Origin of the sequence: Thalassolituus hydrocarboniclasticus, assembly GCF_025345565.1 — a bacterium.
Classification (GTDB): domain Bacteria; phylum Pseudomonadota; class Gammaproteobacteria; order Pseudomonadales; family Oceanobacteraceae; genus Venatoribacter; species Venatoribacter hydrocarboniclasticus.
On sequence record NZ_CP054475.1, the window covers coordinates 3,200,987 to 3,216,505 of the forward strand.

At 53.6% G+C, this 15,519-nt stretch carries 16 protein-coding genes; 7 read left to right on the forward strand and 9 right to left on the reverse strand.

Annotated features, from left to right (window positions below):
- The first annotated feature begins 89 nt into the window (after window positions 1-89).
- From HUF19_RS14290 to HUF19_RS14305, 4 genes are all read left to right on the forward strand, one after another.
- Entirely contained in the window at window positions 90-1,016 is a 927-nt protein-coding gene (locus HUF19_RS14290) for a MerR family transcriptional regulator (protein WP_260997248.1), read from the forward strand.
- Window positions 1,013-2,014 carry a class I SAM-dependent methyltransferase gene (locus tag HUF19_RS14295; RefSeq protein ID WP_260997249.1) on the forward strand — a complete coding sequence of 334 codons (1,002 nt, stop codon included), beginning with the start codon at window positions 1,013-1,015 and terminating at the stop codon, window positions 2,012-2,014. The genes HUF19_RS14290 and HUF19_RS14295 overlap by 4 nt, the downstream gene beginning before the upstream one ends.
- A 22-nt stretch (window positions 2,015-2,036) precedes the next feature.
- Window positions 2,037-4,130: a TonB-dependent receptor plug domain-containing protein gene (locus tag HUF19_RS14300; protein ID WP_260997250.1), complete on the forward strand. Its 2,094-nt coding sequence runs from the start codon at window positions 2,037-2,039 to the stop codon at window positions 4,128-4,130.
- Window positions 4,131-4,319: 189 nt separating this feature from the next.
- Window positions 4,320-4,454, forward strand: coding sequence for a hypothetical protein (locus tag HUF19_RS14305; RefSeq protein WP_260997251.1), 135 nt, complete (start codon window positions 4,320-4,322; stop codon window positions 4,452-4,454).
- A gap of 16 nt (window positions 4,455-4,470) precedes the next feature.
- Here HUF19_RS14305 and HUF19_RS14310 read toward each other — a convergent pair whose 3' ends face one another.
- From HUF19_RS14310 to HUF19_RS14320, 3 genes are read right to left on the reverse strand one after another with little or no spacing between them, the layout of a single operon-like run.
- Window positions 4,471-5,637 (reverse strand): MFS transporter, encoded by a 1,167-nt coding sequence (locus HUF19_RS14310; protein ID WP_260997252.1) that lies wholly within the window; start codon window positions 5,635-5,637, stop codon window positions 4,471-4,473.
- 10 nt (window positions 5,638-5,647) lie between these two features.
- Window positions 5,648-6,439 (reverse strand): adenosylmethionine decarboxylase, encoded by a 792-nt coding sequence (gene speD / locus HUF19_RS14315; protein WP_145466357.1) that lies wholly within the window; start codon window positions 6,437-6,439, stop codon window positions 5,648-5,650.
- A gap of 35 nt (window positions 6,440-6,474) precedes the next feature.
- A complete protein-coding gene (locus tag HUF19_RS14320; protein ID WP_145466358.1) occupies window positions 6,475-6,897 on the reverse strand; it encodes an OsmC family protein in 423 nt (140 codons plus the stop codon).
- Between the two features lie 183 nt (window positions 6,898-7,080).
- Here HUF19_RS14320 and crp point away from each other — a divergent pair, with 183 nt between their 5' ends.
- Window positions 7,081-7,719: a cAMP-activated global transcriptional regulator CRP gene (gene crp, locus HUF19_RS14325; RefSeq protein ID WP_260997253.1), complete on the forward strand. Its 639-nt coding sequence runs from the start codon at window positions 7,081-7,083 to the stop codon at window positions 7,717-7,719.
- A gap of 92 nt (window positions 7,720-7,811) precedes the next feature.
- Window positions 7,812-9,359, forward strand: a complete 1,548-nt coding sequence (locus HUF19_RS14330) for a DUF3369 domain-containing protein (protein WP_260997254.1) — start codon at window positions 7,812-7,814, stop codon at window positions 9,357-9,359.
- Window positions 9,360-9,437: 78 nt separating this feature from the next.
- On the opposite strand, the gene trpC is transcribed toward HUF19_RS14330, so the two are convergent.
- The 6 genes from trpC to HUF19_RS14360 all read right to left on the reverse strand — a co-directional run bounded on the left by trpC (window position 9,438) and on the right by HUF19_RS14360 (window position 14,903).
- Window positions 9,438-10,238, reverse strand: coding sequence for an indole-3-glycerol phosphate synthase TrpC (gene trpC / locus HUF19_RS14335; protein WP_260997255.1), 801 nt, complete (start codon window positions 10,236-10,238; stop codon window positions 9,438-9,440).
- A gap of 3 nt (window positions 10,239-10,241) precedes the next feature.
- Window positions 10,242-11,288, reverse strand: a complete 1,047-nt coding sequence (trpD, locus tag HUF19_RS14340; RefSeq protein ID WP_260997256.1) for an anthranilate phosphoribosyltransferase — start codon at window positions 11,286-11,288, stop codon at window positions 10,242-10,244.
- Between the two features lie 32 nt (window positions 11,289-11,320).
- Complete coding sequence (locus HUF19_RS14345) at window positions 11,321-11,908, reverse strand: anthranilate synthase component II (protein ID WP_260975099.1); 588 nt, start codon at window positions 11,906-11,908, stop codon at window positions 11,321-11,323.
- A 49-nt stretch (window positions 11,909-11,957) separates the two neighbouring features.
- Complete coding sequence (gene trpE, locus HUF19_RS14350) at window positions 11,958-13,442, reverse strand: anthranilate synthase component I (RefSeq protein WP_260997257.1); 1,485 nt, start codon at window positions 13,440-13,442, stop codon at window positions 11,958-11,960.
- Window positions 13,443-13,668: 226 nt separating this feature from the next.
- Window positions 13,669-14,340, reverse strand: coding sequence for an HAD family hydrolase (locus tag HUF19_RS14355; RefSeq protein WP_260997258.1), 672 nt, complete (start codon window positions 14,338-14,340; stop codon window positions 13,669-13,671).
- A gap of 38 nt (window positions 14,341-14,378) precedes the next feature.
- Entirely contained in the window at window positions 14,379-14,903 is a 525-nt protein-coding gene (locus HUF19_RS14360; RefSeq protein WP_260997259.1) for an opioid growth factor receptor-related protein, read from the reverse strand.
- 207 nt (window positions 14,904-15,110) lie between these two features.
- Between HUF19_RS14360 and hpf the strand changes: the two genes are divergently transcribed.
- Entirely contained in the window at window positions 15,111-15,470 is a 360-nt protein-coding gene (gene hpf / locus HUF19_RS14365; protein ID WP_260997260.1) for a ribosome hibernation-promoting factor, HPF/YfiA family, read from the forward strand.
- The last annotated feature ends 49 nt before the right edge of the window (window positions 15,471-15,519 follow it).

The window sequence follows — 15,519 nt, forward strand, 5'->3', positions numbered from 1 at the left end:
TTTGCACAGCCATACTTCGGTACCTGTAAAACCCCGGTATTTTTCACTCCGGGATCAGCAACACCAGAGCCAGCGGAGAACCACCGGCGATGTCAAACCCCGCAAGCGATCCACAAATGGCCTACTTCCCGATCCGGGTTGTCTCCAGTGAAACCGGCGTCAATGCTATCACCCTGCGGGCCTGGGAGCGGCGTTATGGGCTGATTACACCGAAACGCACCGCCAAAGGCCACCGTCTCTATACTGAACAGGATATCCGCCTGGTCCGTCAGGTGGTTGCACTGCTGAATCGTGGCATCCCGATCTCTCAGGCTCAGGCCATGATCAACAATGGCGAAGAGCTGCCTGAGGCACCAACCAGTATCTCACCATCCAGACCATCACAGTGGCAGCATTACCGTGAGCGTCTGCATAAGTCCGTACAGACTTTTGACGATCAGCAGGTAGCCGCTCTGTTTCAGGAAGTCAGTCAGTTCTTCCCGGTTGATGTCGCTATGCGTTTCCTCTTTATCCCGCTGTACAACCACCTGCGTGATAACAGCCGGCAAACTCTGGGCATGGCCAGATTGCGGTTTTATTCCGCCATCCTTCAGGCGCGGCTGGCTGCACGCCTGAGCGAAGACAGCGAACAGAGCGGAGAGGAAGCACCGCTGATCCTGATGGCCAACTGTACCTGGGACGACGATATCCAACAGTTACAGTCAGCCATATTGCTCAAGCAGCTCGGCCTGCATCCGGTCTGGTTCAGCGGCATGCTGACCCCGGAACAGCTGACAGAACTGCTACCCGCCAGAAACTGGCAGGCCGTCGTCCTGCATATCGGCAGTGACCAGAATGACATGCAGCTCAGCCAGCTTCAGCGTCTGGCGCGCGAAGGCGGACTGCCGCTCTTTGTTGCCGGCTATAACAGCAACCAGCAAAGCACCCTGCTCGCCCACGGTCTGATTACCCTTGACGACGACATCCACCAGGCAGCCCTGACTGTCCGCGACTTACTGACGAGCCTGCCCGAATGAGCACCGCTGTATACGAATTACTGTTACGCCACCCCGACCTGATCACCGCCAACACCCTGATTCTGGGGGCTGAAGCCGATTTACCCGCCGGCTGGCAGACACTGCTGAAAACGACGGGCGCCCAGATTCTGACCTGGGATTGGATGACCGCCCAGGCACACCGGCCACTGAGCGAACCTCAGGTACGTTTTGCCATTCCGCAACCGCAGGATATAGCAGATAAGCAGGTTATCCTGCTGTGGCCAAAAGCCAAGCAACAGGCGCTGGCGCTGATTCAGCTGGTCGCCACTCAGGTGCAGGAATGCTGGGTCGTCGGCGCCAACGATGCCGGCGGCAAAAGCATAGGTAAAGCCTGCGCTGCACTGAGCGAAAACAGCGAAAAAACCGATTCCGCCCGCCATTGCAGCCTCTGGCAACTACAGCTGAAAAGCGGTAATGACTTCAACTGGCTGAAGCTGGCACAGTCTTTTAACTGGCAGCAACAGGCCTATATGACCCTGCCCGGTGTGTTCAGCCACGGCAAACTGGATACCGGCACCGCGCTGCTGCTTGAACATGTGCCTGCACCGGCTCACGGTAAGCTGCTGGATCTTGGTTGCGGCTCCGGTGTCATCGGCCTGAGCATGAAAGCTGCTGAACCGGCACTGGATATCACCCTCGCCGATATTGATGCCTTTGCCATCCGCAGCAGCCAGCTGAACAGCATGCGCCTGAATCTGCCGGCGACTATTCTGGCCAGCGATGGTCTGAGTAATATTGAAGGTAAGTTCGATTACCTGTTCAGCAACCCACCCTTTCATCTGGGCAAAGAAACCGACTACGAGTTTGCCCGCCGGCTGTTCAGCGAAGCCCGCCAGCATCTGACCCGCGATGGTCAGATGTGGATAGTAGCCAACCGCCATCTGCCTTACGAAGACTGGGCGGCCGAGCAATTCCGCCAGGTTGAAATTATGGTGCAGGATAAAGGCTTTAAATTGCTCTGCGTACAGAACGGCTAGGCTGACACCGGGAGGGCGCAGAATGCAGGGAAAGTGCACGATAAACCGGCGCCTGAAAACGCTGTTGCTGATCAGCAGCCTGCTGGGCAGTCTTGATATTCAGGCACTGCCACAACCACTGAACAGCGTTGCCTATCCACAGGAAGTCTATCTGGCCGAGGATTTCCGCTACTACGCACCACAAACCCTGTTCGATCTGCTGCAGCGTCTGCCCGGGGTCAGTCTGGGCTGGCAGCCAGATGGCGAACTGGAAATTCAGCTGCACGGGCTGTCATCGCAGTACCTGACGCTGCTGATTAATGGCCATCCGCTGCTTGGCGGAGCCGGCAACAGCAGTCTGAATACCCGCCAGATACCGGCCAGCCTCATTCACCATATCGAAATTGACCGCAACTCCCGTGCAGACCTGGACGCCGGCGGTGGTGCAGCCGGCACCATCAATGTCGTATTGCACAACGCCTATGGTGATAACCGCCTCCAGCTCAGCGGCGGTGGTGGTGCACTGAATGCACAGCTGGCTGCATCGGCACAACTGCTCAGCGGAGAATCACCGTTACGTCTCAGTGCCGAACGCCGGCTTGCCCGTCAGGACAGCAGCGGATTCAGCCGCACTGCCGATGATAGCGGCGACTGGCGCGAGCATAAGCGCGAACTGAGCCGCAGTCTGCTGCTGAGCTTCGATACTCTGCTTAATAACCGCCACCCCCTGCATCTGTACGCACTGTATCTGCAGGCCGATAACGATGATCAGCTGCAGGGACTGCATCCGCTGAACAGCCCAAGCAGTCAGCAAACGCCACAATTAACAGACAGCAGAACGGAACGTGACAGTGAGCGTGTTACCCTGCGTTCAGGCGGTAACCTGCGCCTTAACTGGCAACATCTGTCTCTTGATGCTTTTTTTGTTGCCGAGCAGTTCGATCAGGACATCCGCCTGAGCCATGACCAGCCATTGACCACGACCCAAACCAATCAGATCGACGACAGCCGCTACCGCCTCGGCTGGCAGCTCAACGAAACACTGAACGAACACCGCTGGAGCATTGGCCTCAGCATGCAACAGATGAAACGGATTAATAACAGTCTCAGCAATGCCATCCTGACCAGCAACAGCGACCGCAGCGGTCTGCCTTACAACTTTGACTATAAAGAAAACCGCCTCAGTGCCTTTGTTCTCGACCGCTGGCAGCTCACCCCAAACACGTTGTTTGAGGCTGGCGTGCATATGAGTACCTACGAACTCAGCCAGGATTCCTATGTTGCTGAAGGCGACTCCGGTATTTCCACCGACACCCACTGGCTGCCCAGCTTTCATTTACTGCACCACCTCGACAGCAAACGCCGTGTGCGACTGAGCATGAGTCAGAACACCCGCGAACCGGAAATTACCGATCGCATTCCCCATGAGTTCCGTGAGGGCAATACCATCTGGCGGGGCAACGGTGAACTGGAAGCTGAACTGGTAAGCAATATTGATATCGGCTACGAACATAACTTCCGCGCCAGCAGCAGCAGCCGCGCCGACCGGCACAGCGGACTTTACCTGCGTGCCTTCCAGCGCATTATCAATCAGGCCATTCTGCAAACAAGCCGCCGTGAAAAAGATACTGACGGCATTACCGAACTGAATGTATTACAACCGCAAAACAGCAGTGGTAATGCCATTCTCAGAGGGGCAGAACTGGATATAGAACTGCCGCTGGATGACCGCCGCTTCAGTCTCGAACTGGGCGCAGGCGTATACCGCTCTGACGTACAGGCCAGCACCGAACTGCCCTATCGCCACCGCCTGCCCAATCAGCCTGATTACATGGCCCGTATCGGCCTGCAACAACGTATCAACGACACCTGGCGGCACGGTATCTGCTGGCGCGTACAGGGCGGCAGTAAGCAGATACTGCCAGCACCGCTCAGTACCGATGGTTATACCTCGCAGAGCACCAGCGCCGCACAGAATCTCGATATCTACACCGAGTATCAGTGGAACCGGCGTTGGCGCGGACTTGCAACCCTGAACCTTACTCCGGGCGCCAGCCCTTTTGTGCGCCAGGATGGTATCCGTCAGTATCAGGATCTGGAGCCTTTGTGGTACCTGACCATTCAGGGACAATTCTGACCCGGCACGCTGAAGCCTTGCCGGTTACAAAAAAAATTTATTATTGAAAACAAAGTATTAGAAAGAACACGTGATGACGGAGCGGCGACCGGCAAACATCCGGCGCTCAGTATCCGTGGCACAGGACTAGGCTGAAGCTATTGTCTCGCGACGAACCTATTCACACGCCATCACCACGAGGACACCGCCATGATCACATACAGCCTGCTCGCCGGTTTACTGCTTGCCGGTTCACTGTACGCCTGCCTGCAGCGGATTGGACGCTCACCCATCCCACAGGAAATTGCCATCGATCCGGCAGAACGTCATCAGCGCAGACACTGACCAGAACAGCTTCTGGCTATGCGGACAAGGACGTCCGCGGCATCCGTAACAGCACCACCAGCAACAGCAGCAAGGCCGGCACCGTGGTCAGCAATAACCCCTGCCAGCCGATCAGCAGCACCACCGCTCCCGACGCCAGAGCCCCCACCGCCTGAGCACCAAACACCGCCAGATCATTAATGCCCTGTACCCGTGTGGCTTCCGCTGGCCGGTAACACTGACTCAGCAACGAGGTGCCGGCAACAAACAGCAGGTTCCAGCCAAGCCCCAGCAACACCAGTCCCAGCCAGTAATGCAGTAAGGTCTGATCAAACCAGGCAACCAGCAGACACACCACCATCACCATCAGCCCGGTCATAATCATCCACCAGTGACCTGCCCAGCGGATCAGGTGGCCGGAGATCAGCGACGGCAGAAACATCGCCGCAATATGACTCTGAATAACCCACTTGGCATCGCTCAGGGCATAGCCCATTCCCTGCGTCATACTCAGTGGCGTTGCCGTCATAATGTAAGCCATAACGCCGTAAGCGCAGGCCGCCGACAGCATTGCCAGCCATAACAGTGGCTGCTGCAGCAACGCCTGCAACGGACGGGCATCGTCATGTTGCTGACAGCTTTCTGCCTGCTGGCGCGGCATAAAGCACCAGAGCACCACGCCGGCCAGTACAAAAAAGACTGCCAGACCGGAGAAGGACGCCGCAAAGCCCCATCCAGGTAACCACGTTGCCAGCCGGGTAAGCTCAGGGCCGAGAAATGCAGAAGCTATACCCGCCAACAGCAGGCGCGCAGCGACCAGCGGTGTCTGTGCCGCAGGTACTGCTGCCATCGCCACAAAACGGAATTGCTGTACGACAGCGCCAACCGCCCCGAAGCTGAGAGCACTGAAGGTAAATGCCCAGAACGACTGAGCATGCACCGCCCAGGCCGCAGCAACAGCCGCGACAGCACCAAACAACATCGCAGTTAAAAACAGAGGGCGGCGGCCAAAGCGGCCAGCCAGCTGTGACGCGGGCAGCACGGCCAGAGCCGTACCAATAATCATGGCGGCTACCGGCAGTGTGGAAAAACGCGGGTCGGGGTGTAGCTGACTGCCGATGATGCCACCGGCAAAGACCATCAGCGGGGCGGCACTCAGTGCCAGCGCCTGTGCCAGCATCAATCCCCAGATTAAAGCCGGCACAGCGACCTCCTTAGGGCATATTGCGGGAGTAGAAAATTTCCAGCATTTCTTTGCGCAGCTTGGCTTCCACCTCGGCGCGCTCGTCGGCGTCCATGGTTTTTACACCTTCGCCAAACAGATAATTATCCAGTTCAAAATCCTTCAGCAGCATTTTGGTGTGGAAGGTATTTTCCTGATATACGTTCACGTCAATCATCTGATAGGCGTTACGGGTATCTTCGGTCAGATACTTCTGGATAGAGTTAATGTTGTGGTCGATATAATGCTTCACACCATCAACATCACGGGTAAAGCCACGCACACGGTAGTCGACGGTCACGATGTCAGAATCAAAGCTGTGAATCAGATAATTCAGCGCTTTCAGCGGTGAAATCAGACCACAGGTAGAAACGTCGATATCGGCACGGAAAGTCGAGATACCACCATGCGGATGGCTTTCCGGATAAGTGTGTACCGTTACATGACTCTTATCCAGATGAGCGACGACAGTATCACGCAGCGGACCCGGTTTTTCCTGCATCAGGTCTTCGCTGGGCGGTACTTCATGTTCGGCTACCAGAATGGTCACACTGGCGCCCTGCGGATCATAATCCTGACGCGCGATGTTAAGGATATTCGCGCCGATGATATCAACAACGTCTGTCAGAATTTTCGTCAGACGATCTGCACTGTACAACTCATCGATGTACTCAATATATTCCTGACGCTCTTTTTCTGTTTTGGTGTAACAGATATCGTAAATATTAAAGCTCAGGGATTTGGTCAGATTGTTGAAACCATGCAACCGCAATTTATTGTTCAATAGTTCATCCTCACACTACCGCGCGAACGGTTTTTTTACTCAGATTCAATCACAGCGAAACTGTGAGTAATTTCCACACCACCCTGCTCCAGCATAATGGAAGCCGAGCAATACTTTTCTGCAGACAGCTTCACTGCCCGCTCTACCGCCGACTCTTTAAGAGCGCGGCCGGTCACTTTGAAATGCACATGAATTTTAGTGAACACACTGGGCACAGCATCAGCGCGTTCGGCTTCAATTTCCGCCACACAATCACTGACCGCCAGACGCTGCTTGGTCAGAATGCTCATCACATCAAAGCTGGTACAGCCACCCAGTCCCAGCAGCAACATTTCCATCGGGCGGATACCCATGTTGCGGCCACCATGATCGGCAGGACCATCCATTACAACGGCATGACCGCTGCCGGATTCACCGAGAAACATGGCGTTATCAACCCATTTAACCGTTGCTTTCATTCTGGCCCCTGAGGTCTGACTGGAAAAAACGCGGAGATTACCATACCCGGGGGGCGGGGATAAATCGTAAGTGGCCAAAAAAGCCGGATAGACAGCCAAAGATCCTGTTGCGGTATAACAGTTCACCTTCGGCGGCTAATGAGTGATAATCGGAGGTCGATTACCCGGAATCGGATGCCAAGCATGAGCCTGCCCCACGCGCAATCAAAACATCAACATCTCCTCGACTTCCTGTCGCATTGTCACAAGAGGCGTTACCCTGCCCGTTCGACACTGATTTATGCCGGGGAAGAGAGCGATACGCTGTTTTACCTGATGAAAGGCTCTGTCACCGTCATTATTGAAGATAGTGACGGTCGCGAAATGATCATGGCCTACCTGAACGAAGGCGACTTTTTTGGCGAGATGGGCCTGTTTGACGATCAGCAACCCCCCCGCACCGCCTGGGTAAAAGCCAAGACCGAGTGTGAAGTCGCTGAGATCAGTTACGCCAAATTTCAGGAGCTGGTCAAACAGGACCCACAACTGATGTTCCATATTTTCCGTCAGATGGCCAATCGCCTCAGCCGCACAACGCGCAAAGCCGGCGATCTGGCCTTCCTCGACGTTACCGGCCGGGTAGCAGGCACATTACTCGACCTGTGCAAACAACCGGACGCCATGACTCATCCGGATGGCATGCAGATTAAAATCACCCGTCAGGAAATCGGCCGCATTGTTGGCTGCTCGCGTGAAATGGTTGGCCGGGTTCTTAAAGATCTTGAAGAGCAGGGACTGGTTTCCGTTAAAGGTAAAACCATGGTGGTGTTCGGCACCCGCTGATTGACCAGCGGATAAAGAAAAAACCACCCACAGCAGCGAATCCTGCCACCCTGTTCTAAACTCAGTTGAATACTCATGTTACGGAGCCGGTTATGGCCGACGATTCCCTTTTTGCCGACGACGACCTCTTCAGCGAGGACAGCACCGTCAGCACTCCGGAACAAACCTGGCGCGTACTGGTGGCCGATGATGAACCGGACGTTCACCGTATTACCCGCATGGTTCTGTCCGGCTTTCAGTTTGATGGCCGTCGGGTAGAACTGCTCAGCGCCTACAGCGGTGAAGAAACCCGCCAGATCATGTCCGAAAACGATGATATCGCCATGGTTCTGCTTGATGTGGTGATGGAAGAAGACCACGCGGGTCTTAACGTTGCCCGCTACATCCGCGAAGAATTGCGTAACCGCTACACCCGTATTGTGCTGCGTACCGGACAACCGGGTCAGGCTCCGGAACACGAAGTTATCCGCACCTACGACATCAATGACTACAAAGACAAAACCGAGCTGACCACCACCAAGCTCAATACCCTGATGTACGCCACCCTGCGCAGCTATCGTGATATCTGCACACTGAATGAACACCGCCGCGGTCTGGAGCGGGTTATCAAAGCCTCCGCTCAGGTATTCAGCACCGGCGCTATCAGCCAGTTTGCATCGGCGGTTTTATCTCAGGTCACCAACCTGCTTGGTCTGGAACAAAGCGCCCTGTACTGTTCCAGCAGCAACCATCAGGATCAGCTGCTCGGTGTGCGCCGCTTCCGCGTACTCGCCGCCACCGGAGAAATGCAGAAGCTGACCGATCTGGAATCCTTCGACAGCATTCCCGAGCATGTGCGCGAAGGCTTTGAAAAAGCCATGAACAGCCGTGAAAGCCAGTATTACGAAAACTACTATATTGGCTACTTTGCTTCCGAACGTGGCAGCGAAAGCCTGCTGTATGTGACCTATCATCGTGAGCCTTCAGAGCTGGATAAACAGCTGCTGGAAATTTACGCCACCAATGTCGCCATCACTTACGAAAACCTGTTAATGCGCGACGAAATTATCGAGACCCAGCGCGAGCTGGTATACATGCTGGGCGAGGCGGTTGAGAAACGTTCAAAAGAAACCGGCGCCCACGTTAAACGCGTTGCTCAGATTTCACGTTTGCTGGCCGTTGCTTATGGCCTGCCGGAGCAGGAAGCAGAACTGATCAAGATGGCGGCACCACTGCACGATGTCGGCAAAATTGCCATCCCCGACAGTATTCTGAATAAACCCGGAAAACACGATGCCGCGGAATGGAACACCATGCAGACCCATGCCCAGATCGGCGCTGATATTCTCAGCAAATCCGACCGCCGCATTCTGCAGCTTGCCGCTATTATTGCTGGTCAGCACCATGAGCGCTGGGACGGTACCGGCTACCCGCGCGGTTTAAAAGGCGAGCAGATTCATATTGCCGGACGCATTACCGCGCTGGCCGACGTATTTGACGCCCTTGGCAGCAAACGTTGCTACAAAGAGCCCTGGGACGATAAAGATATAATCGATCTTATAACAAAAGAATCAGGGCATCAGTTTGACCCGAAACTGGTTGAGCTGCTGCTGGCCAATCTTGATGAAGTTCTGGAAATTCGCGCTAACCATCCGGATTAATGTCTGCGAAACGATATAAAAAAACCGGCAACTGCCGGTTTTTTTATATCTTCATTAATTACAGCGCCAGCAAGACTGTCAGAAAAACAAAGCCTGCAATGCATCACCCGGCTCATCAGCGCGCATAAAGGCTTCGCCGACCAGAAATGCATTCACATTACGCGCACGCATCAGCGCCACATCATCCGGCGTCAGAATGCCGCTTTCGGTTACCAGTAATTTACCGTCCGGTATCTTGTCCAGCAGCCCGAATGTCGTATCCAGCGTCAGCTCAAAGGTATGCAGATTGCGGTTATTAATACCCAGCAGCGGAGTCTGCATGGTAAGAGCCGTCTGCAATTCTTCTTCATCATGCACCTCGACCAGTACATCCATACCCAGCTCATGGGCAATGCCTTCCAGATCCTGTAACTGCATTTTGCTCAGCGCTGACACGATCAGCAGTACGCAGTCAGCATTAATGCTGCGCGCTTCATAAATCTGATAAGGATCGACCAGAAAATCTTTACGGATAACCGGTAAAGAACAGGCACTGCGCGCTGCTTTAAGAAAATCCTCATGTCCCTGAAAATAATCACGATCGGTCAGTACCGACAAACAAGCCGCTCCGGCCCGCTCATAGGACTCAGCAATAGCCTGCGGAATAAAATTCTCCCGCAACACGCCTTTAGACGGTGAAGTTTTTTTAATTTCGGCAATAACCGCAGGCAAGCCCGCATCGACCTTGGCCTGCATAGCGCGATAAAAGCCGCGTAACTCTGCAGCATCCATATCCAGAGCCTGCGCTTTCAGTTCATTCAGCGGTAATGTTTTACTGCGGCTACGGACTTCTTCTGCCTTGGTTGCCAGAATTTTTTTCAGAATGGTTGGAGTATTCATGATTTATTTCGCTTCATCTTCGGCCAGATACTTGGAGAAGCTGACCAGTTCATTCAATTTTTCCAGCGCCAGGCCGGTGTAGATAGCATCCTGCGCCATGGCTACACCGTCTTTCATGCTCTGTGAAAGACCTGCCACATAAATTGCAGCCCCAGCATTTAATGCAAGAATATCTGCCGCTTTATTACCGGCTGCAGTTTCACGTTTACCGAGTGCATCTTTAATTAAAGCCAGACTTGCCGCCGGACTGTCGACATCAAGACCAGACAGCACCTGCGGCTCAATGCCTAAATCTTCGGGGCGGATAACAAATTCGCGCAGCTCGCCATTTTTCAATTCGCAGGCATAAGTTTCCGTCGCCAGACTGATTTCATCCAGCCCATCCTTGGAGTGCACCACCAGCACATGGCCACCATTCATACGCTGCAGCACTTCTGCCACCGGGCGCACCAGTGCTTTGGAAAACACACCAATAACCTGATTGGCGACACCCGCCGGATTGGTCATTGGCCCCAGAATATTAAAAATGGTACGCATACCCAGCGACTTGCGCGGGCCAATCGCATGCTTCATCGCACTGTGGTGAGAAGGTGCAAACATAAAGCCTACGCCCAGCTCATCAATACAGCGTGCCACCTGTGCAGACGTTAAATTGAGATTAACACCTGCAGCTTCCAGCAGATCAGCACTGCCCGACTTGGATGACACCCCGCGGTTACCATGCTTGGCAACAGTACCGCCTGCTGCAGCGACAATAAAAGATGAGGCAGTTGAAACATTAAATAAATTCGCGCCATCACCACCGGTGCCGACAATATCAACTGCGTGTCTGGCGTTGATGTTTACACCACTGGCCAGTTCGCGCATCACCGTAACAGCACCGACAATTTCATCAATGCTTTCGCTCTTCATGCGTAAAGCAACCAGAAAACCACCGATTTGTGCTTCATCACACTGGCCGGTCATAATCTGGCGCATAACATCGGTCATCTCATCGGTGGTTAAATCCTGACGTTCGACAACGCGGGCCAGGGCGGTACGGATATCCATTATTCATCTCCAGTCAGTGGCACTTGCCGTTGTCAGTTCAGAGTGGTCTGCAGGAAGTTTTTCAGCAGATCATGTCCATGCTCAGTGAGAATAGACTCCGGATGAAACTGCACGCCCTCGATCGGTAATTCGCGATGACGCACCCCCATAATTTCTTCCATGCTGCCGTCCGGATTTTCTGTCCAGGCGGTAATTTCCAGACATTCCGGAAGATTTTGTTTATCAATGACCAGAGAGTGGTAACGGGTAGCGTTATACGGATTTTTCAGGCCACGGAAAACGCCGCTGTCAGCGTGATGAATCTGAGAAATTTTTCCGTGCATCACCTGACCGGCACGGATGATATTGCCACCGAAAACCTGACCAATACTCTGATGGCCTAAACAAATTCCCAGAATCGGTAATTTACCCGCGAAGTAGCGGATAGCTTCCATGGAGATACCGGCTTCGTTTGGTGTACACGGCCCTGGAGAAATCACCAGATGATCCGGCTTTAATGCTTCAATTTCTTCAATGGTAATTTCATCGTTGCGGAACACGCGCACATCGGCACCCAGTTCGGCAAAATACTGTACGACGTTGTAGGTAAACGAATCGTAATTATCAATCATGACTAACATTGCTGTGACTCCTGCGACGCGTTTTTTACACGCCGTAATGATGCTGTGGTTACTGGTCCAGTCCGGCTTCTGCCATGGCAACGGCACGGAACATCGCCCGGCCTTTATTCATGGTTTCTTTCCATTCCAGTCGCGGAACAGAGTCCGCTACCACCCCGGCACCTGCCTGAATATTCAGCATGCCGTCTTTAATCACTGCGGTACGGATGGCAATTGCCGTATCCATATTGCCATTCCAGCTTAAATAACCCACCGCACCACCATAGACGCCGCGCTTGGTCGATTCATATTCATCGATAATTTCCATCGCACGTATTTTAGGCGCACCGCTCAGTGTGCCGGCCGGATGTACCGCGCGCAGAACATCCATAGCGGTTACACCATCTTTAACCTGGCCGGTCACATTGGAAACGATATGCATCACGTGGGAATAACGCTCGACCACCATCTGATCGGTAACCTTTACTTCACCGGTTTTGGCAACCCGGCCAACATCGTTACGACCCAGGTCAATCAGCATTAAATGTTCGGCTATTTCTTTCGGGTCGGATAATAACTCCCGCTCCAGTGCCTGATCTTCTTCCACCGTTTCACCGCGATAACGGGTTCCGGCAATCGGACGTACGGTCACCTCGCCATCTTCCAGACGCGCCAGAATTTCCGGTGACGAGCCGACAACATGAAAATCGCCAAGGTTCATACAGTACATATAAGGCGATGGATTCAGCGTACGCAGCGCACGATAGATATTGACCGGATCGCCGTTATAAGGCACCTGCATGCGCTGGGAAATTACACACTGCATAATATCGCCGGCCAGAATGTATTCGCGGATATTTTCAACCGCATCCATAAAGGCCTGTTCGCCGAATAATGAACGGAAATCTTCTTCTTTTACTTCGACGGTATTTTCCAGTGGCCGGCCAACCGTGCCGCTGTATGGTTGACGCAGCTGCTGACGCAACTCATCCAGCCGGGCTTCAGCCTTCGCCAGAGCATCATCAACAGCCGGGTCAGCCATGACGATCAGATGCAGTTTACCGCTGAGGTTATCAAATACCACAACCTCTTCAGAAATCATCAGCAGAATATCCGGTGTATTCAGCTCATCCGCCGGGCAGGATTTCTGCAGGCGCGGTTCAATATAGCGCACGGTGTCATAACCGAAATAGCCAACCAGTCCACCATCAAACTTAGGCAGGCCATCAAGCTGGGGAACCCGGAAACGCTGCTGGAATTCGCTGATAAACTCCAGCGGATCTGCCACGTCATGCTCTTCGATCACTTCACCATCACGCTGCAGCACAACCTGTTGTCCGCGCACGATCAGCACATCACGGCAAGGCAGGCCAATCATGGAGTAACGGCCCCACTTTTCGCCGCCCTGTACGGATTCCAGCAGATAGGTATAAGGCGCAGCAGCCAGCTTCAGATAAGTACTCAGAGGTGTGTCGAGGTCAGCCAAAACCTGGCGTGATACCGGAATACGGTTAAAACCCTGCTCAGCCAGAGCAGCAAATTGATGCGGAGTCATAAAGAACCTTCAAGATTAATAAGCGCAAAAATACATGGCCATGCGGCCGGAAAGGTTGGCAGCTGCGCTTAACACCATCGACAGGTCAGATGCTGACCCTGTTGCAGGGGGCGGTTATATTGAAAAAACACCGCTGGGCTCCGTTGAATGATCAGAGAAGAGGTAAGCACGAACTATAACGACATGCAGGACGGGCAGCAAGAAGCAGATGCCCATTGCTGGGGGACTATTCCGCCCGCCAGTCCAGACAGGGCCAACCGCGCTGCTGTGCAGCCTGACGCAGCTGCGGATTAGGATTCAGCACCACCGGTTGCGCAACCATTTCCAGCAGCGGCATATCGGAATGGCTGTCAGTGTAAAACGCAGCATCGGTGAAACTCAGGCCTCGTTCCGTAAGAAAACGCCGTGCCAGCTCGACTTTTCCCGGACCATAGCACATGGGCCGTTCCAGTCCGGTAATTCGTTCACCATCGGTACTCAGGCGGTTACTGATCACATGGGCAAACCCCAGTGCCTGACCATAAGCTCGGGCAATCACATCATCAGAACCGGTAATCATCACCAGCTGCGCGCCCTTGCGCTGATAAGCAAACAGCAGTGATGCCGCCTGCGGATAGATGTGCAACTGGCCACGCTCATTAAAAAAGCGCTCCACCCGGTTCTGATACTCAGCCAGACTCATACCGCGGGTACGGGTACGGTAGTAATTGGACAGGCGCCAATGGGTGACCCGACCTTTTTTGTAAGCCCGGTACAGAGATGCCAGGGCCAGCATGGCTTCAACAACCGCCCAGCGCTCACGACGAAAACGCCACTTAATCCACAGACTGTTGGCGTCTTTATTGATCAGGGAGTCGTCCAGATCGAAAAATACAACAGGAACATCGTATACCTGCATGGGGCATTCCGCTTCGGCGCTTAACTGGCGTCAGATTATCACAAGGGACTATCCAGCCCCATAGCGGCCAGACGCCAGTGAGTGACCGTGGCCGATGAGATTGCAGCAGGATGCGCCACCGCCAGCTTCTGCAGCCCCTGCCAGAATGCGGTCACATGGGCATCCAACCCCAGTATTTTCAGGGATGCCAGCATACGGCTGATGCGTCTGTGATTGTGGTTGTCGGGTGTCATCCAGTGGTAATTGTCCACATCGGCAGGAATCAGTAATTCAAATCCCTGTGGAGTTTCACGCATAACAATCCCATAAAACTGCAGCATGCGTAATAACGACTGGTGCAAACGGCTTTGCAGCTCATGGGATGAGTGAAAAGCGTCGATCACTTCTGCATTAATGACAGGAGCTTCCGGGTTGTAAGGGCTTGGATCACGCAGAGGAAAAAGCCACTGAATATAATCATGACAGCTTTCCAGCTCGTTATTGGAGAACGCCAGAATGCCGCTCAGCGTGCGTCCGCGGTGGTCTGTTCCCTGGCCTGAATAGAACGCAATAATCGGATGCATACACCTGCCTGTTACGAAAAACAATAGCGATACGCCTCAGTATAGCCCTAAGTCAGGATCCGGCGTGATCCTGCCATAAGGTTACGAAATTTGTGCGAAATCGTTTGACGTTGCCTGCCGCTGATGTAGTCTGAATTAACCATCCTGAAGGAGCTTCCCGACGGAAAAGCGTCTGGGTTCCTGAGTCAATCAACAAAAGGAGCGACTATGAAAGGTTTGGAAATCAGCTTCCGCGACATCGGTCATTCTGACGCCATCGAACAACACATCCGCGAAAAAGCCGGAAAATTAACCTCCACATTTGATGATATTATTGGCATCCGCGCAGTTGTCGCCATGCCCCATAATCACAGCAGCAAAGGTAAGCTTGCCCACGTATCTCTGGAGGTAGGCCTGCCCGGCCAGACCGTTGCCATTACCCGCGACCATCACGATAACCCTGAGCATGAAGATATGTATCTTGCGGTCAGTGATGCGTTCGACAAAGCACAGCGTAAGGTGAAAAAGATTCACGATAAACGCAGTGACAAAAACCGTCGTGTCACCACCATGGCGCCGGCGGAATAAACGCTGAAAGTAACAACAGCAACGCATAAAAAAAAGAGCCCGGCGGGCT

What these genes read in the sequence shown, in the direction of transcription:
- HUF19_RS14300 (WP_260997250.1), top strand. Translation starts at nt 2,037, where the DNA reads ATGCAGGGAAAGTGCACGATAAACCGGCGCCTGAAAACGCTGTTGCTG.
- trpE (WP_260997257.1), bottom strand. Translation starts at nt 13,442, where the DNA reads ATGACTCCGCATCAATTTGCTGCTCTGGCTGAGCAGGGTTTTAACCGT.
- HUF19_RS14355 (WP_260997258.1), bottom strand. Translation starts at nt 14,340, where the DNA reads ATGCAGGTATACGATGTTCCTGTTGTATTTTTCGATCTGGACGACTCC.
- HUF19_RS14360 (WP_260997259.1), bottom strand. Translation starts at nt 14,903, where the DNA reads ATGCATCCGATTATTGCGTTCTATTCAGGCCAGGGAACAGACCACCGC.
- trpC (WP_260997255.1), bottom strand. Translation starts at nt 10,238, where the DNA reads ATGAATACTCCAACCATTCTGAAAAAAATTCTGGCAACCAAGGCAGAA.
- HUF19_RS14345 (WP_260975099.1), bottom strand. Translation starts at nt 11,908, where the DNA reads ATGTTAGTCATGATTGATAATTACGATTCGTTTACCTACAACGTCGTA.
- trpD (WP_260997256.1), bottom strand. Translation starts at nt 11,288, where the DNA reads ATGGATATCCGTACCGCCCTGGCCCGCGTTGTCGAACGTCAGGATTTA.
- crp (WP_260997253.1), top strand. Translation starts at nt 7,081, where the DNA reads ATGAGCCTGCCCCACGCGCAATCAAAACATCAACATCTCCTCGACTTC.
- HUF19_RS14295 (WP_260997249.1), top strand. Translation starts at nt 1,013, where the DNA reads ATGAGCACCGCTGTATACGAATTACTGTTACGCCACCCCGACCTGATC.
- HUF19_RS14305 (WP_260997251.1), top strand. Translation starts at nt 4,320, where the DNA reads ATGATCACATACAGCCTGCTCGCCGGTTTACTGCTTGCCGGTTCACTG.
- HUF19_RS14290 (WP_260997248.1), top strand. Translation starts at nt 90, where the DNA reads ATGTCAAACCCCGCAAGCGATCCACAAATGGCCTACTTCCCGATCCGG.
- HUF19_RS14330 (WP_260997254.1), top strand. Translation starts at nt 7,812, where the DNA reads ATGGCCGACGATTCCCTTTTTGCCGACGACGACCTCTTCAGCGAGGAC.
- HUF19_RS14320 (WP_145466358.1), bottom strand. Translation starts at nt 6,897, where the DNA reads ATGAAAGCAACGGTTAAATGGGTTGATAACGCCATGTTTCTCGGTGAA.
- hpf (WP_260997260.1), top strand. Translation starts at nt 15,111, where the DNA reads ATGAAAGGTTTGGAAATCAGCTTCCGCGACATCGGTCATTCTGACGCC.